This window comes from Cloacibacterium normanense (genome assembly GCF_002943105.1).
Lineage (GTDB): Bacteria > Bacteroidota > Bacteroidia > Flavobacteriales > Weeksellaceae > Cloacibacterium.
Map to the genome: position 1 here is coordinate 154,098 of NZ_PTPZ01000001.1, position 15,082 is coordinate 169,179.

The 15,082-nt window shown below is 32.0% G+C and carries 15 protein-coding genes; 13 read left to right on the top strand and 2 right to left on the bottom strand.

Annotated features, from left to right (window positions below):
• Nucleotide 1 precedes the first annotated feature (1 nt).
• Together C3729_RS00665 and C3729_RS00670 are read right to left on the bottom strand one after the other, a co-directional pair.
• A complete protein-coding gene (locus C3729_RS00665) occupies nucleotides 2-385 on the bottom strand; it encodes a DUF3037 domain-containing protein (protein WP_104792375.1) in 384 nt (127 codons plus the stop codon).
• On the bottom strand, nucleotides 372-1,151 hold the full coding sequence (locus C3729_RS00670; RefSeq protein WP_104792376.1) for a HipA family kinase: 780 nt from the start codon (nucleotides 1,149-1,151) through the stop codon (nucleotides 372-374). Before C3729_RS00670 ends, C3729_RS00665 begins: the two co-directional genes overlap by 14 nt.
• Before the next feature lie 120 nt (nucleotides 1,152-1,271).
• Here C3729_RS00670 and polA point away from each other — a divergent pair, with 120 nt between their 5' ends.
• The 13 genes from polA to C3729_RS00740 all read left to right on the top strand — a co-directional run bounded on the left by polA (nucleotide 1,272) and on the right by C3729_RS00740 (nucleotide 15,058).
• Nucleotides 1,272-4,106: a DNA polymerase I gene (gene polA / locus C3729_RS00675; RefSeq protein ID WP_104792377.1), complete on the top strand. Its 2,835-nt coding sequence runs from the start codon at nucleotides 1,272-1,274 to the stop codon at nucleotides 4,104-4,106.
• A gap of 699 nt (nucleotides 4,107-4,805) precedes the next feature.
• Nucleotides 4,806-5,075: a YciI family protein gene (locus tag C3729_RS00680; RefSeq protein ID WP_069797596.1), complete on the top strand. Its 270-nt coding sequence runs from the start codon at nucleotides 4,806-4,808 to the stop codon at nucleotides 5,073-5,075.
• A 3-nt stretch (nucleotides 5,076-5,078) separates the two neighbouring features.
• Nucleotides 5,079-6,041: a glycosyltransferase family 2 protein gene (locus C3729_RS00685; RefSeq protein ID WP_104792378.1), complete on the top strand. Its 963-nt coding sequence runs from the start codon at nucleotides 5,079-5,081 to the stop codon at nucleotides 6,039-6,041.
• A gap of 40 nt (nucleotides 6,042-6,081) precedes the next feature.
• A complete protein-coding gene (locus C3729_RS00690; RefSeq protein ID WP_104792379.1) occupies nucleotides 6,082-6,555 on the top strand; it encodes a transposase in 474 nt (157 codons plus the stop codon).
• Complete coding sequence (locus C3729_RS00695; RefSeq protein ID WP_104792380.1) at nucleotides 6,542-8,290, top strand: amidohydrolase; 1,749 nt, start codon at nucleotides 6,542-6,544, stop codon at nucleotides 8,288-8,290. The genes C3729_RS00690 and C3729_RS00695 overlap by 14 nt, the downstream gene beginning before the upstream one ends.
• Nucleotides 8,291-8,303: 13 nt before the next feature.
• A complete protein-coding gene (locus C3729_RS00700; protein WP_104792381.1) occupies nucleotides 8,304-8,555 on the top strand; it encodes a hypothetical protein in 252 nt (83 codons plus the stop codon).
• A gap of 35 nt (nucleotides 8,556-8,590) precedes the next feature.
• Nucleotides 8,591-9,715 carry a hypothetical protein gene (locus tag C3729_RS13195; protein ID WP_165785692.1) on the top strand — a complete coding sequence of 375 codons (1,125 nt, stop codon included), beginning with the start codon at nucleotides 8,591-8,593 and terminating at the stop codon, nucleotides 9,713-9,715.
• 4 nt (nucleotides 9,716-9,719) lie between these two features.
• Complete coding sequence (locus C3729_RS00715; protein ID WP_104792384.1) at nucleotides 9,720-10,793, top strand: hypothetical protein; 1,074 nt, start codon at nucleotides 9,720-9,722, stop codon at nucleotides 10,791-10,793.
• Between the two features lie 7 nt (nucleotides 10,794-10,800).
• Complete coding sequence (locus C3729_RS00720; protein ID WP_104792385.1) at nucleotides 10,801-11,595, top strand: FkbM family methyltransferase; 795 nt, start codon at nucleotides 10,801-10,803, stop codon at nucleotides 11,593-11,595.
• A gap of 89 nt (nucleotides 11,596-11,684) precedes the next feature.
• Nucleotides 11,685-13,169 (top strand): lipopolysaccharide biosynthesis protein, encoded by a 1,485-nt coding sequence (locus tag C3729_RS00725; protein WP_104792386.1) that lies wholly within the window; start codon nucleotides 11,685-11,687, stop codon nucleotides 13,167-13,169.
• A gap of 258 nt (nucleotides 13,170-13,427) precedes the next feature.
• Complete coding sequence (locus C3729_RS00730; RefSeq protein ID WP_104792387.1) at nucleotides 13,428-13,982, top strand: phosphoribosyltransferase; 555 nt, start codon at nucleotides 13,428-13,430, stop codon at nucleotides 13,980-13,982.
• 51 nt (nucleotides 13,983-14,033) lie between these two features.
• Nucleotides 14,034-14,411, top strand: coding sequence for a four helix bundle protein (locus C3729_RS00735; protein ID WP_104792777.1), 378 nt, complete (start codon nucleotides 14,034-14,036; stop codon nucleotides 14,409-14,411).
• A gap of 68 nt (nucleotides 14,412-14,479) precedes the next feature.
• Nucleotides 14,480-15,058, top strand: coding sequence for an adenylate kinase (locus tag C3729_RS00740; protein WP_104792778.1), 579 nt, complete (start codon nucleotides 14,480-14,482; stop codon nucleotides 15,056-15,058).
• The last annotated feature ends 24 nt before the right edge of the window (nucleotides 15,059-15,082 follow it).

A 15,082-nucleotide genomic window follows, 5' to 3' on the forward strand; every position in this document is an offset into this window, starting at 1 on the left:
TTTATTTCACCAATTCTTCAAATAATCTTTCAAAAGTTTTGTCCAAATCTTTAGATTTTCCAGGATGAGGTCGTGATGTTTGAATCACGGCGCTTCTTACTGCAGTGAGCCAACGAAAACGTTCAGGAATTTCCAGCAAAGCTATTGGACCGCCTTCTTTTTCGCCTTTGGCAACTTTTTGAAAGTTTTCCAGATTTTTAAAAACTTCTTCATAGTCTAATTTGCTGTGCATCAGTTGGAATTTATCTTTACACAGATAAAATTCTACTCTTATGTATTTCTCTTTCTTAGAAAACATCACCAATCCTATGTTGAAAAATTCTTCTCTTTCAACCTTAGGAACCAATCTTATGACTGCGTATTCGTAAATTTTATCCTCTTGCATTTTTGGCTTCGTTTAAAAAGATTTCTGAATGTTCTAATCTGGTTTTCAAGAAATTAAAGTAAATTTCTCGTATTTCTTCTGGCGATTCATCGGCGTCATTCCATTGCAACCAATCTTCAGGAATTAAATGCACAATCGCTTTGAAAACGTCATCATTTAAAACCGATTTTGCAAATGTATCTGCTTCGTCTAATTTGCTGGCTTGAGGAAGCAAAACGTGGTCTTTTACATATTTGAAAGGAGTTTTCGCAGCTGCATCAAAATTTTGCCAAGAGTGATGGAAATAGAAAGAAGCTCCATTATCAATCACCCAAAGTTCTTTGTGCCACCAAAGCAAATTGGTATTCTTGAAAGTACGGTCGATATTGGTAATAAACGCATCGAGCCAAACAATTTTAGAAGCCAAAAGCGCATCGATTTTCATGCTTGGATCGTATGCAATAGCTCCAGAAAGATAATGCAAACCTAAGTTTAAGCCTTCTGAAAATTTCAGTAAATCCTGAATTTCTTCATCGGCTTCGGTTCTCCCGAAATCTACATCTAGATTCGCAAAAACCAATTCTGGAATTTTCAAACCGAGAATTTCTGTAATTTTTCCGCCCAAAAGTTCAGAGATCAGCATTTTAACACCGTGACCAGCGCCTCGAAATTTCAAAACGTATTTAAAATCATCATCCGCTTCTGCTAATGCAGGCAAACTTCCACCTTCACGAAGCGGAAGAATGTAACGCATTACCGTAACGTTCCTTAAATTCAAATCTTTCATTGAGTCAAAAATACGATTAAATTTAAAATTTCTCAAAAATAAAAACTTCAATCCCAACTTCTCACAAATTTCTTCCAACTTCTGACTTCCGACTTCTGACTTTTCCCTATCTTTGTTTTTATGACAAATTCTGACAAAAGACTTTTTCTCATCGATGCTTATGCGATGATTTTCCGCGGTTATTACGCCCTGATTAGAAATCCTAGATTAACTTCTAAAGGTTTTGATACGTCTGCTATTTTTGGATTTACCAATTCATTAATTGAGTTGATTAGAAGAGAAAAACCTACACATTTGGCTGTGGTTTTTGATGTAGGAAAAGAAAATGTGAGAACCGCAGATTTTACAGAATACAAAGCCAACAGAAGTGACACTCCAGAAGCGATTAAAAACGCAGTTCCATACATTCACAGGATTTTAGAAGCCATGCATATTCCGATTTTGGGAGTTGAAGGTTATGAAGCAGATGACGTGATAGGAACCATTGCCAATAAAGCCGAAAAAGAAAATTACACCACGTTTATGGTAACGCCAGATAAAGATTTTGCGCAGTTGGTTACCGATAAAATTAAAATCTACAAACCGGGTTTAAAAGGTGGCGATGTAGAAATTTTAGGCGTGGAAGAAGTTAAAGCCAAATACGAAATTGAAGACCCAAAACAAGTCATCGATTTCCTTGCGATGATGGGAGATGCCGTGGATAATATTCCAGGGTTGGAAGGAGTGGGCGAAAAAACTGCTATGAAATTTTTGAAAGAATTTGGCAGCATCGAAAATCTTTTGGCAAACACTTCTCAACTGAAAGGAAAACTGAAAGAAAAAGTAGAAAACTCTGCAGAAAGAGGGATTTTGTCAAAAAAATTGGCAACGATTATTTGTGACGTTCCCGTTGAATTCCACCAGGAGCAATACGATTTAGATATTCCAGATTTCGAAAAAGTTCGTGAGATTTTTGACGAAATAGAATTCAGAAGGTTGTATGAAAATCTGTACAGAGCATTTCATGAAACGGCTGTCATTACGAACGAAGAGAAGCAACCTATTGATACAAAAACCGAAAAATCCGAAACTCCAAACTCACAACACGGAACTCAACTCGATTTATTTGCAGATTTCGAAGCGCTAGAACAATCTACTTCTACTACGCTCAATATTGAAACTACGGATAAAATTTATCAATATATCAATACCGAAAAAGCTCAGAAAATTTTAGTCAAAAATCTTTTGGCGCAAAAAGTAGTTTGTTTTGATACAGAAACTACTTCGCTTAATGAAATGGAAACCGAACTTATCGGGATGAGTTTCTGTTATAGAAAAGGATTGGCGTATTACATTCCGATTTCTGAAAACCAAGAAGAAGCGAAGAAAACGTTAGAAATTTTCCGTCCGTTTTTTGAGAAAAAAGAGATTTTAAAAATCGCTCACAATCTTAAATTCGATTATAAAGTTCTGAAACATTACGGTGTAGAAGTAGAAGGAGCGATTTTTGACACGATGATTGCCCATTATCTTCTAAATCCAGACGGAAGACACGGAATGGATTATCTTTCAGAGATTTACCTCAATTATAAGCCTGTCTCTATTGAAAGTTTAATTGGCAAAAAGGGTAAAAACCAAGGAACTTTGCGTGATGTTTCGCTAGAAGAACAAACCAATTACGCTGCGGAAGATGCAGATGTAACCTTTCAACTCTATGAAATTTTTGCGCCTCAACTGAAAAAAGAAGGGGTAGAAGATTTGTTTTATCACATAGAAATGCCATTAATGCGCGTTTTAGCAAAAATGGAATTTGCGGGAATTTCTTTAGACGAAAATTGGTTGATTCAAGAAAGCAAGGACTTAGAAAACGACCTGAAAAACCTTGAAACCAAAATTTTTGAGCTCTGTGGAGAAGAATTTAACATGAATTCTCCGAAACAACTCGGCGAAATTTTATTCGAAAAGTTAAAACTAGACCCGAAAGCGAAAAAGACCAAAACTGGTCAATACGCTACTTCGGAAGATATTTTGCAGAAATTAGCTTCTAAACATGAAATTATACAATACATTTTAGAATACAGAACCTACCAAAAATTGAAATCAACGTATGTAGATGCATTGCCGAATCAGATTGACAAAGACACGAAAAGAGTACATACCAACTTTTCGCAAACTACGGCTGCTACAGGAAGATTGGCTTCTCTGAACCCGAATTTACAGAACATTCCGATTAGAACTTTACGTGGTCAACAAATTCGTGGAGCTTTCGTGGCAGATGAAGGAAACAAACTTATTTCTGCCGATTATTCTCAGATAGAATTGCGTTTGATTGCAGAAATTTCTGGCGAAGAAAACATGATTAAAGCCTTCCAAAATTGCGAAGATATTCACGCTTCTACAGCGGCAAAATTATTTAAAATCCCAATTGAAGAAGTGACCAAAACGCAACGTTCACAAGCCAAAACCGTGAATTTTGGGATTATTTATGGTCAAGGTGCGTTTGCTTTGGCAGAACAAACTGGACTTTCACGAACGGAAGCAAAACAACTTATCGATTCTTACTACGAAACCTATCCGAAATTGAAAGAATTCATGGCAGAACAAGTTGCGAAAGCCAGAAAATTAGGATATGTAGAAACAATTTTGGGCAGAAAACGCCATTTGCAAGACATCAATTCTAATAATTTTGTGGTAAAAGGTCACGCCGAAAGAAATGCTGTAAACGCACCGATTCAAGGTTCTGCTGCAGATATTATCAAATTGGCGATGATTAAAATTCAGGAAGTTCTGGAACAGGAACATCTGAAAACCAAAATGCTCTTACAAGTACATGACGAATTGGTTTTTGAAGCACCAGAAAATGAAGTAGAAATCGCCAAAAAACTGATTAAAGAAAATATGGAAAATGCCTACAAAACTGAAGTTCCTTTATTGGTGGAAGTTGGCGTGGGTGAAAATTGGCTGGAAGCGCATTAGAATTGAGAATTGAAAGTTGAGAATTGAAAATGAAGATTACCTTGTTATTGCGAGGAACGAAGCAATCTATAAATTATAAAATTTTATTGAGTTTGTTTATAATTGAAAATATTTTTGCTTCATAGAAGCAAAAGGTTTGTAGAAAAAATGTAGATTTTGAAAGGAAGTTCGGTAGGAACGATAGATAATTTGAGGTTTGGAATTTACTCCAAACATTAGAGTTTAAAATATGTTTTTGCTTCGTAGAAGCAAAAGGTTTGTAGAAAAAATAAAAATTTGAAAGGAAGTTCCGTAGGAACGATAGATTTTTAAGATTTGGAATTTATTCCAAACATTAGAGTTTAATAGATGTTTTTGCTTCATAGAAGCAAAAGGTTTGTAAGAAAAATGTAGAATTTGAAAGGAATTTCCGTAGGAACGATGGATAATTTTAGGTTTGGAATTTATTCCAAACATTAGAGTTTAAAAGATGTTTCTGCTTCGTAGAAGCAAAAGGTTTGTAGAAAAAAATGTAGATTTTGAAAGGAAGTTCCGTAGGAACGACAGATAATTTGAGGTTTTGAATTTATTCCAATAACAAGTATTGGTTTCAATAGGAACGGACTTTAGCCCGTTTTCAAAATAAATAAAATTCAATTGGCTTTAGCCAAAATTTAAAATATCAAATACCAAAATACGAATTACTAATTACAAAAAAATATGAAAACAGTTGTCCTTTACGAAACCGCGCCAGATACAACTATGGAGAAAATGATGGAAGTTTTTCCTGCGCATCAAGCCAATGAAGAAATCTTTGTAAAAGCTGGAAAAATATTGGGAATTGGTCCGTTTGCAATTCCGGGAGAAGGAGCGATGGCGATTTTTACAGACAGAGAATCTGCTGAAGAATTTGTAAAAGGCGATCCATTTGTAACCACAGGTTTGGTCTCGAAAGTAATCATCAAAGAATGGCATGACGAATTAATGTAATCCATGAAGTTTCTCATTATAATTCCCGCTCACAACGAAGAAGAAAACATACTTCCGTGTTTAGAATCTCTGAAAAATCAGACGTTTCAGGATTTTAAATGCGTCATTGTGAACGACGGTTCTACCGATAAAACCCAAGAAATTGTAGAAGATTTCATTAAAAGTGTCACGCTGAGCGGAGTCGAAGCGTTAAGTTTCAAAGTTTTAAATTTAGAAAAATCTGAACATCAACCCGGCGCAAAAGTGGTAAGAACGTTCAACAAAGGCTTAGAAACCGAAAATTTAGAAAATTTTGACGTGGTTTGTAAATTTGATGCTGACATTGTTTTTCCTTCAAATTATTTAGAAAAAATCAACGAAGTTTACGAGAAAAATCCAAAAGCAGGAATGGTTTCTGGGTTGGTTTATATTAAAAAAGGCTTCGTGAACTTCGTTCGTAAACCTTTAGTTTATGCTCAGCCTGACAAAAAAGACTTTACAACTTCACAACTTCACGATTTCACCAATCAAAATAAATGGATTTTTGAAAATCTGTCTTCTAAAAATCATGTTCGTGGTCCTATAAAATCTTACCGAAAAGAATTATTTTTGAAAATGAATGGTTTGAGAGCGGTTCTTGGTTGGGATAATATTGATGTGATGCTTTGCAAAATGCACGGATTTGAAACAGTAACACTTCAAGAACTTTGGGTGAAACATCTTCGTCCAACTGCTTATAAATACAAATCTCAAAAAGCCCAGAAATTGGGAGAATATTTCTATAATATTGGACTTAATTTTCCTTTGGCTGCTATTTCTTCGGCAAAATCTTCTTTGAAGAATAAATCGATTTCTGAGTTTTTTATTACGATGAAATCTTTTTTAAATCAAAAGAATGAAATGATTTTATCCAATGAAGAAATTGCATTTATCAGAAATTTGCGTTGGAATGAAATGTTAAAAAAATCACGTAGGGACAAGTCGTGACTTGTCCAAAATTTCGAAGAAATTTTAAATAAAAAGATATATGCAAGGAAGAAAACGAAATAGAAAATTAGATTTTGATTATTCGTCAGAAGCCATTTATTTTGTTACAATTTGCACACAAAATAGAGTTCATTATTTTGGAAAAGTAGAAAGTGGTATAATGAATTTGAGTAATTTTGGAAAAATCGCTCATGAAAAATGTATTTGGTTAGAAGAACAATATCCTTATTTAGAAATTCATAATTATATAATTATGCCAAATCATTTGCATATACTTTTTGAAATCAATAAAAAAGATTATGATTTAAAAATAAAATCTGTTTCGTCTTTAATTGGCGCTTATAAAACAATAGTTTCAAAAGAAATTCATTTGTTAGGGGATATTTATTTTTCTTGGCAAAGGTCATTTCACGATCATATTGTAAGGTCTGAAAGCAGTTATGAAAATATTTACAATTACATTACAAATAATCCTGAAAATTGGGAGAAAGATAAATTTTATGAAAATAATTAATCCTACTGAAAATCTTCGATTTTCGGACAAGTCACGACTTGTCCTTACCATTATTTCTATATTGTTTTTTAGTGTTTTTTCCGCACAAAAAAAAGCAGATTTAATTGTTTACAATGCTAAAATTTATACTGTAAATCAGAACTTTGATGTTGCTGAAGTCATGGCGATTTCCAAAGGAAAAATTGTAGCGATTGGAGGAAAAGAAATTCTAAAAAAATATAAGACTACTCAACAAATTGATGCTCAAGGAAAGCCCATTTATCCAGGTTTTATAGATGCGCATTGCCATTTTACAGGTTATGCAACAGATCGTTGGAAAAGTGATTTGGTTGGCACTAAATCTTGGGAAGAAATTGTAGAAAAAATCAAAAAATACAGTGAAACAGCTCCTAAATTTTGGTTGTACGGAAGAGGTTGGGATCAAAATGATTGGGCGGTAAAAGAATATCCAACCAAAGAAAAATTAGATGAATTGTTTCCTAATCGTCCGGTTTATTTAAAAAGAGTGGATGGTCACGCTGCCATTGCCAATCAAAAAGCTTTGGATTTGGCCAAAATTACAACCGAAACTAAAATTTTGGGTGGAGATATTGAACAAAAAAACGGAAAATTAACCGGAATTTTAGTTGATAATGCGATGGATTTGGTAGAAAAAGTGATTCCAGAGATTGAAGATGATTTGGCGATACAATATTTTGGGGAGTTGCAAAAAGAATGCTTTGCTTTTGGTTTAACGTCGCTTCATGATTGCGGGATTTCTGAGCATACTTTGTCGCTTTTAGAAAAATCTCAGAAGCAAAATGTGTTGAAAATGAATGTTTTTGCACTTTTAAGTGACAATCCTGAATATTACGAAAAATGGACTAAAAAAGGTCGATACACGAACGGAAAAATCACAGTTGGCGGTTTTAAAGTTTATGCAGATGGAGCTTTGGGAAGTAGAGGTGCTTGTTTACTAAGCGATTATCACGATAAACCGAAATGGAGAGGTTTTCTATTAAGCGAAAAATCTCACTTTGAAAATTTAGCTAAAAAATTGGTTAAGAGTGACTTGCAAATGTGTACTCACGCAATTGGTGATTCTGCGAATAGAGAAATTCTGAAAATTTATGGTGATGTTCTAAAAGGTAAAAACGATAAAAGATGGAGAATAGAACATGCACAAATTGTAAATCCAAATGATTTTCAATATTTTGGAAAATATAATATTGTTCCGTCTGTTCAGCCAACTCACGCTACTTCTGATATGTATTGGGCGGAAGAAAGATTGGGAAGTGAGCGCATCAAAACAGCGTATGCTTATCAAGATTTGTTGAAACAAAACGGTTGGATTGCTTTGGGAACCGATTTTCCAGTGGAAGACATTAATCCGTTTAAAACATTTTTAGCAGCAGTTGCCAGAAAAGATGCACAGAATTATCCTGAAAATGGTTTTCAGAAAGAGAATGCTTTAACCAGAGAACAAACCTTGCGTGGAATGACAATTTGGGCAGCAAAATCTGTATTTCAAGAGAAAGAAAGAGGAAGTTTAGAAGTAGGAAAAAATGCGGATTTTATTATTTTGAATCAAGATTTAATGAATGTTGATGAGAAAGATATTTTGAAAACGAATGTTTTGGAAACTTGGGTTGATGGAACGAAAACCTATTATAATCAAAAGTATTTCGACGATTTAGCCAAGAAATTGTCTGGCAGAGCTGTAAGTTTAGATATTATTGAAGCTAAAGCAAAATAAATAAATTCCTGAATTGAAAAAAATCGCATACATAGAACTGGATACTCACGCTGAAATTGCGCTGAATTTTATGGAATTAATGAATGATTCCAAAGCATTTTCTGTGGATTATTATTTCAGCGAAAAAATTCTGAGATTCTTAGGCTTCGCTCAGAATGATGACAGGAATAAGAATCTCAACTGTTTTATAAACGAAATTTTCTTCAAATTTGGAAAACGAAACTTTCACAATAGTTATTCTAGGAATGGCTTCGCAGAAAAGTAGAAATTATAAAAAGTTTTTGAATTAAAAAATAAACAATGAAATATCTTTTTTCAATTTTCATTTTGATTTCATTTTGTGTTAAATCTCAAAAATTTCAAGACACTATTATTGGTAATCCTAAATATGTAAGAGAATATGTTTCTTTTTTAACAGAAAAACAAAATCCTCAGTTTTTATATAATAGTGATTATGGGCACGAAGGATTTTTAGGAAATGAGTTTACTAAGAAAGAATTTAAAGAAATTTGGTTCAATTATGACTTTGTGTATTATATTAATTATGAAAAGTTTTATAAAAAAATAAATAATTCTTTACTAATCAAGGAAAATTGGTTTTACAAAGATCATTCTTTTTTGGCAAGTTTTTCAAAAGAATTTTATAATGGTAAATTAACAAAATTGGTCCTTGATTCAAGTGCAGTAAATAGATATAAAACTATTTTTATAAATTATAAAAATAGAAATCCCAAACAAATAAGATTAATGAAATTTTCTAAGACAAAAGATTACAATACAAGAAAATATTTTTTCAAAAAAAATCAATTAAAAAAAATTTCAAGATATGTTAATGGAAGAAAACAATATGACAGTGTTTTTGTTTATGATAAAAAAAATCTTGTTGAAGAATATGTCTTACATAAAAGAAAATGGAAAAATATAGATAATAATCAAAGATGTTTTTGTGAAGATCCTGTCGGGGTAAAAGAAATGATTAAGAAAAATTATTTTGATGAAAAAAATAATTTGATTAAGGTTGAAAATTATAAATTAAGTGAGGATAATACTAATTATTTGAATTCTAAAGTTGAATATAAATACGATGATAATAAATTAATTTCCAAACAAGATTTTTGGAGAGATTGGAATTCTGCATTAAATAAAACAGAATTAAAAAAAGGAACAAAAACAATTTATGAATATAAGTTTGGTAAACTTTTAAAAAAACTAAGTTATACAGATAATCAATCTTTAAATATGAGTACAACCTATTATTATGATGATAATGATAATATTTCAAAAATAGAGTTTTTTGATAATGAAAATTGCTTTGAAGTTACATTCAGATATAGATTTGATGAAAATAATAATTGGATAGAAATAATAAAGAATGTAAACGGAAAAGATTTATATATGTGGAAAAGAGAAATAGAATATCATTAAAATTTTGAAAAAAATCGCATACATAGAACTCGATACTCACGCTGAAATTGCGCTGAATTTTATGGAATTAATGAATGATTCCAAAGCATTTTCTGTGGATTATTATTTCAGCGAAAAGATTCTGAGATTCTTCGGCTTCGCTCAGAATGACAAATTGCCTGAAAATATCAAAAAGGCAACTCCAGAAAACCTTATCCAACAACTATCAACCGACAACTATCAACTCATTATCATCGGAACTGTTCATCGCTATTTCAATGTTTTTGAGAAAGTTGCAGAGAAATTTAATACTTCCATTATTTGTCATAATTTGAATTTTGTGAAGGCTTTAAACTTTGATTTGTTGACTTCTATTTTCAAAGAAGATTTTCAATATCGATTAAAACTATTGTTGAAAGAAGGTTTATTGAGGAAGTCAAAAGTTTACAAAAAAGCAAAAAATCTTTTGGTTTTAGATCAAGGCTTCGAGAACTTCGTTCGTAAACCTTTAGTTTATGCTCAGCCTGACAAATATAAATTCTTACCGATTTTTTACACCAAATTTTTAGAAAAACCAAATAATCCAATATTCACAATAGTCATTCCAGGTGCGGTTTCGCAGAAGAGAAGAAATTATGAAAGAGTTTTGAAATCAATTAAAATTTTTCATTTTCCTTTAGAAATTATATTCCTTGGAAAAGCACAAGGAAAAGAATTGGAAATGCTTCAAGATTTTGAACAATCAAAACCAGAAAATATTTCAATAAAATATTTCACAGAAAAGGTTCCACAAGATGTTTTTGATGATTATATGCAAAAAGCAGATGTTTTGTGGTGCCCAATTCAACAGGAAACGGAATTTTTCAGTCAAAAAGAAATTTACGGCTTTACCAAAATGAGTGGAAACATTGGCGATGCTGTTAAATTCGGAAAATTGGCGGTTTTTCCAGAAAATTATCCTTCGAAATATTCTTTTATTATTCCAGAAAAAGGAAGTCTAGGAGATTTTCTATTTACCAAAAAAGATATAGATTTTTCAGAATTCAGCAAAGAAAAAGTCTTACAAGAACTAGAAAAAACTATTTTTGCACTCTTATAATTCATTCATGAAATTCTATCAACTTCTCACAGAAGCGTCACAATATATCATTCCTCAGTTGTACAAACAGAGGTTTTTTAAGAAACAGAATCAACTTTCCCGCGAAAATATTATTTCCAGAAAAGTAGAACCAGAATTGCTTTGGTTGACCGAATTTCTTCCGAAAGATGCTGTTTTTATAGATGTTGGCGCAAACGTGGGACATTTTATTTATCAATTAGAATATCATCTTTTTCCTCAAAATATTTATGCTTTTGAACCGAATAAATCTTTGAACAGAAGATTGAAAAGGCTATTTCCGAAGGTTAAACTGTTTTCGGTGGCTTTGTCAGACGAAAACACGGTTGCAGAATTTAAAATTCCAGTTTTGAAAGGCGAAAAAGTAAATTCCAGAGGAACTTTGCAGACCGATTTCAGAGAAGAAAATGAAGAAAAAACCATTATTCAAAAGGTGAAAGTGGTAAAACTAGATGATTTTAACCCAATTCAAAAATTAGAAAAAGTAGATTTCATCAAAATAGATGTAGAAGGAAACGAGATGAAAACGCTTTTCGGAGCAAAGGAAACAATTTTGAAATTTAAACCAACGGTAATGGTAGAAATAGAACAGCGCCATCACCAAGAACCTGTTTGGAATTTAATTTCCGAAGTGGAAAATTGGGGTTTCGAAGCATATTATTTAGAGAGAAATACTTTTGAATTGAAAAGATTGACAGAAGAGTTTATCAAATCTCAAAATGCTATCTTTGTAAAAGATTATGAAAATTACATTAACAATATTATATTTATTGTAAAATCGTAAAGTTGTAAAATGGTTAAGATGTTTTTCCGACTCAATTATTTTACAGTTTCACGACTTTACAAATCAACAAGTCAACAACTTAAAAAAGAATGAGCGTAGTAGCCAGACAAAGTTTTAAATATTCTATCATAGGATACCTTGGTTTTTTACTGGGAACTGTTTCTGCTATTTTTATATTTCCGTTTGATATGGTTTTCTACGGGAAACTGCGTTTCGTTTTATCGGCTACCTTAATGTTGGTTCCTTTTGTGGTTTTCGGGTTGAGTTATTCTAATGTTTACTTTTTCGGGAAAGCCAAAGAAGAAGGGAAGCATCAAAATCTTTTTAGCCTTTCTTTAGTTGGTGTTGGGATTAATTTCTTGATTTTTTTACTCGGATTTTCCGCGTTTTTCTATATTTTTTCCTCATTTCAGGAAGATTCTGAGTTGTGGGATATGAAACGATTGATTTTGCCAATGGTTTTGGTAATGTCGCTTTCCGCAGTTTTTAACCGATATATTTCTAATTTCAAAAGAATCGTTGTTCCGAATATTTTTGAAAATATCTTCCCAAAATTAGCCAATCTTGGAGCGTTTTGTCTGTTCTTTTTCTTAGGAACTTCAGAAAAAATATCTTACGGATTTTTCTTAGGCGTTTTTGTGCTGGGATTAATTGGTTATGTATTGTATATCAATAAATTAGAAAAAATAGCTCCAGATTTCAGTACAGATTTTGTTAAAAAAGACAAACTTTGGAAAGAAATCTTGAATTACAGTTTCTATGGATTTTTAGGGAATTTAGGAAGTTTCTTAGCACTGAATATTTCCAATTATATGATTGGCGAAAAGCTTTCTTTCGAAGAAAACGGAATTTATAGCACGGTTTTTTCTGTGGTACAACTCATCAGTATTCCTTCGATGGGATTGTATAATATTTCTGCGCCCATTATTAGTAAACATTTTGCAGACGACACCATTAAAGAACTCGATGTTTATTATAAAAAAACCTCACTGAGTTTGTTTTTTCTAGGTTTGGTGCTATTTTCTTGTATCGCAGTTGGTTATCCTTACCTCACGGATTTTATGCCAAAATCTGGAAAATTATTATTGGAAGCGCAACCGTTGGTTTGGGTAATTGGTTTTGCATTGTTGTTTGAATTAGCAACAGGTTTTAACAGTCACATTATTTCCATGTCAAAATATTATCGATTTAATATTTACGTGATGTTGTTTTTGGCGGTTCTTACCACGAGTCTTAACTTTTATTTCATCAATAAAACCAGTTTAGGAATTCTGGGAATTTCTATTTCTTACGCCGTTTCATTGACGATTTTTAACTTGACCAAAATTGCGTTCAACTACTATCAATTCAAGGTTTCTCCTTTTACGATAGAAATGTTGTACAGTGTAATTTTAGCAACTTTAGCCATTTCCTTGGCGATTGTTTTGCCTAATTTTTCAAATAGTTTTTTGAATTTGGTATACAAACCAGCTTTGGTTTTGATTATTTTCTTTGTGGGCAATCACTTTATGAGAATTTATCCTTTAGATAAGTTTTTAACCAAAGATTTTCTAAAGTCACTTTTTAAGTTTTAAAAAATCCTAAATCTGAAATCCCAAATCTAAAATCCCAAATCTAAAATCGTAAATATATAGGGCAATCTTTTTCTGCCTCTACTTTTGCCAAAGCAAGAAAAAGTCGGGCTATTCGTTACAATCTTTTATTTTTCCATTTGTCAAAGAAAAATAAAAGGATTTTCACTTCTATCTCTATTGCAGAAATATATACCTTTTAACCAAATTTACCCTCCAAAATTCCTAAAATTTCTGTAAATTTGCGACTTACAACAAGTTATGGAAAGCATACAAATTCACGACAAATCTTTCGTGCCTTACCTAAAGCACGACGAACTTCAAGAAATCGTAAAAAATCTTGCAGAAAAAGTTTACGAAGATTATAAAGATGAAACTCCTGTTTTTATCGGGGTTTTAAATGGTGTAATCATGTTTTTTTCTGATTTTTTAAAGTATTATCCAGGGAAATGCGAATTGGCATTTATCCAAATGTCTTCTTATGCTGGAACACAATCTACAGGAATTGTTTACAAGAAAATGGACTTGACCAAAGAAGTAGAAGGAAGACACATTATCTTAATGGAAGATATTGTAGATACAGGAAATACCATCGAAAGTTTATACAATTATTTCGAAAATACACAGAGACCAAAATCTCTAAAAGTGGCAACACTTTTACTCAAACCAGAAGTCTATAAAAAAGATTTCAAAATACATTATGTAGCCAAAGAAATTCCTAATAAATTCGTGTTGGGTTATGGATTAGATTATGATGAATTAGGAAGAAACTTACCAGATTTGTACCAATTAGAAGATGGTAGAATAAATCATTGATTGCAGTCAGCTTTCTGCAATCAGCAATCAGCAAAAAAAATAATAATCAAAATGCGTGATTATAAAAAATATGATATTTGGAAATTGAGTCATTTATTGACTTTAGAAGTTTATAAAATAACTGAAAGTTTTCCAAAAGAAGAAATATTTGGGCTTACATCGCAGATTAGAAGAGCATCAAGTTCTATAGGAATAAATATAGTAGAAGGTTGTGGTAGAGGAAGTGATGAGGATTTTAAAAGATTTTTGAGAAATGCATCTGGTTCTGCCTTTGAAGTAGAATATATACTTTTGCTCTCAAAAGATTTGAATTATATTTCAGAAGAGAAATTTATAGAATTAACTCCAAAAGCAGAAGAATTGAAAATGAAAATCTCTAAATTAATTCTCAAAATTGAAGAAGATATCAATAAAAAGAAAAATAGATAAATAATATTAACCAAAAAAAATTGGCATTGCAAAGCTGAAAGCTGAAAGCAGATTGCCGAATGCTAAAAATGATAAACATCGTTCTATTCGGTCCTCCAGGAAGTGGTAAAGGAACCCAAGCACAAAACCTAATTGAAAAATTTAACCTTAAGCAAATTTCCACAGGTGATTTGTTCCGTTTTAACATGAAAAATGATACGGAATTAGGAAAATTGGCTAAATATTATATTGACAAAGGAGAATTGGTTCCAGACCAAGTAACCATTGATATGTTAGTAGATGAGCTTAAAAAACCTACAGATACTAATGGTTTTATTTTCGATGGTTTTCCAAGAACTTCTTACCAGACTGAGGTTTTAGACCAAATTGTAAAAGAACAATTAAATTCAGAAATTTCTGTATGTCTTTCACTTATTGTAGAAGACGAAATCTTAGTGCAAAGATTAGTAAAAAGAGGCGAAACTTCTGGCAGGGTAGATGATAGTGAAGAAGGAATCATCAGACACAGAATAGAAGAATATTATGCTAAAACTGCTGAAGTAGCAGAGTTATATAAACAACAAGGCAAATATGTAGAAATTAATGGAGTAGGAGAAATCTCTGAAATTTCTGAAAAACTTTTTGCCGAAGTAGAAAAAATTAAATAATTATGTACGAGTTGCGGGATTCGA

What these genes read in the sequence shown, in the direction of transcription:
- C3729_RS13195 (WP_165785692.1), top strand. Translation starts at nt 8,591, where the DNA reads ATGAAATATCTTTTTTCAATTTTCATTTTGATTTCATTTTGTGTTAAA.
- C3729_RS00725 (WP_104792386.1), top strand. Translation starts at nt 11,685, where the DNA reads ATGAGCGTAGTAGCCAGACAAAGTTTTAAATATTCTATCATAGGATAC.
- C3729_RS00695 (WP_104792380.1), top strand. Translation starts at nt 6,542, where the DNA reads ATGAAAATAATTAATCCTACTGAAAATCTTCGATTTTCGGACAAGTCA.
- C3729_RS00665 (WP_104792375.1), bottom strand. Translation starts at nt 385, where the DNA reads ATGCAAGAGGATAAAATTTACGAATACGCAGTCATAAGATTGGTTCCT.
- C3729_RS00680 (WP_069797596.1), top strand. Translation starts at nt 4,806, where the DNA reads ATGAAAACAGTTGTCCTTTACGAAACCGCGCCAGATACAACTATGGAG.
- C3729_RS00690 (WP_104792379.1), top strand. Translation starts at nt 6,082, where the DNA reads ATGCAAGGAAGAAAACGAAATAGAAAATTAGATTTTGATTATTCGTCA.
- C3729_RS00735 (WP_104792777.1), top strand. Translation starts at nt 14,034, where the DNA reads ATGCGTGATTATAAAAAATATGATATTTGGAAATTGAGTCATTTATTG.
- C3729_RS00730 (WP_104792387.1), top strand. Translation starts at nt 13,428, where the DNA reads ATGGAAAGCATACAAATTCACGACAAATCTTTCGTGCCTTACCTAAAG.
- C3729_RS00740 (WP_104792778.1), top strand. Translation starts at nt 14,480, where the DNA reads ATGATAAACATCGTTCTATTCGGTCCTCCAGGAAGTGGTAAAGGAACC.
- C3729_RS00720 (WP_104792385.1), top strand. Translation starts at nt 10,801, where the DNA reads ATGAAATTCTATCAACTTCTCACAGAAGCGTCACAATATATCATTCCT.
- C3729_RS00685 (WP_104792378.1), top strand. Translation starts at nt 5,079, where the DNA reads ATGAAGTTTCTCATTATAATTCCCGCTCACAACGAAGAAGAAAACATA.
- C3729_RS00670 (WP_104792376.1), bottom strand. Translation starts at nt 1,151, where the DNA reads ATGAAAGATTTGAATTTAAGGAACGTTACGGTAATGCGTTACATTCTT.
- polA (WP_104792377.1), top strand. Translation starts at nt 1,272, where the DNA reads ATGACAAATTCTGACAAAAGACTTTTTCTCATCGATGCTTATGCGATG.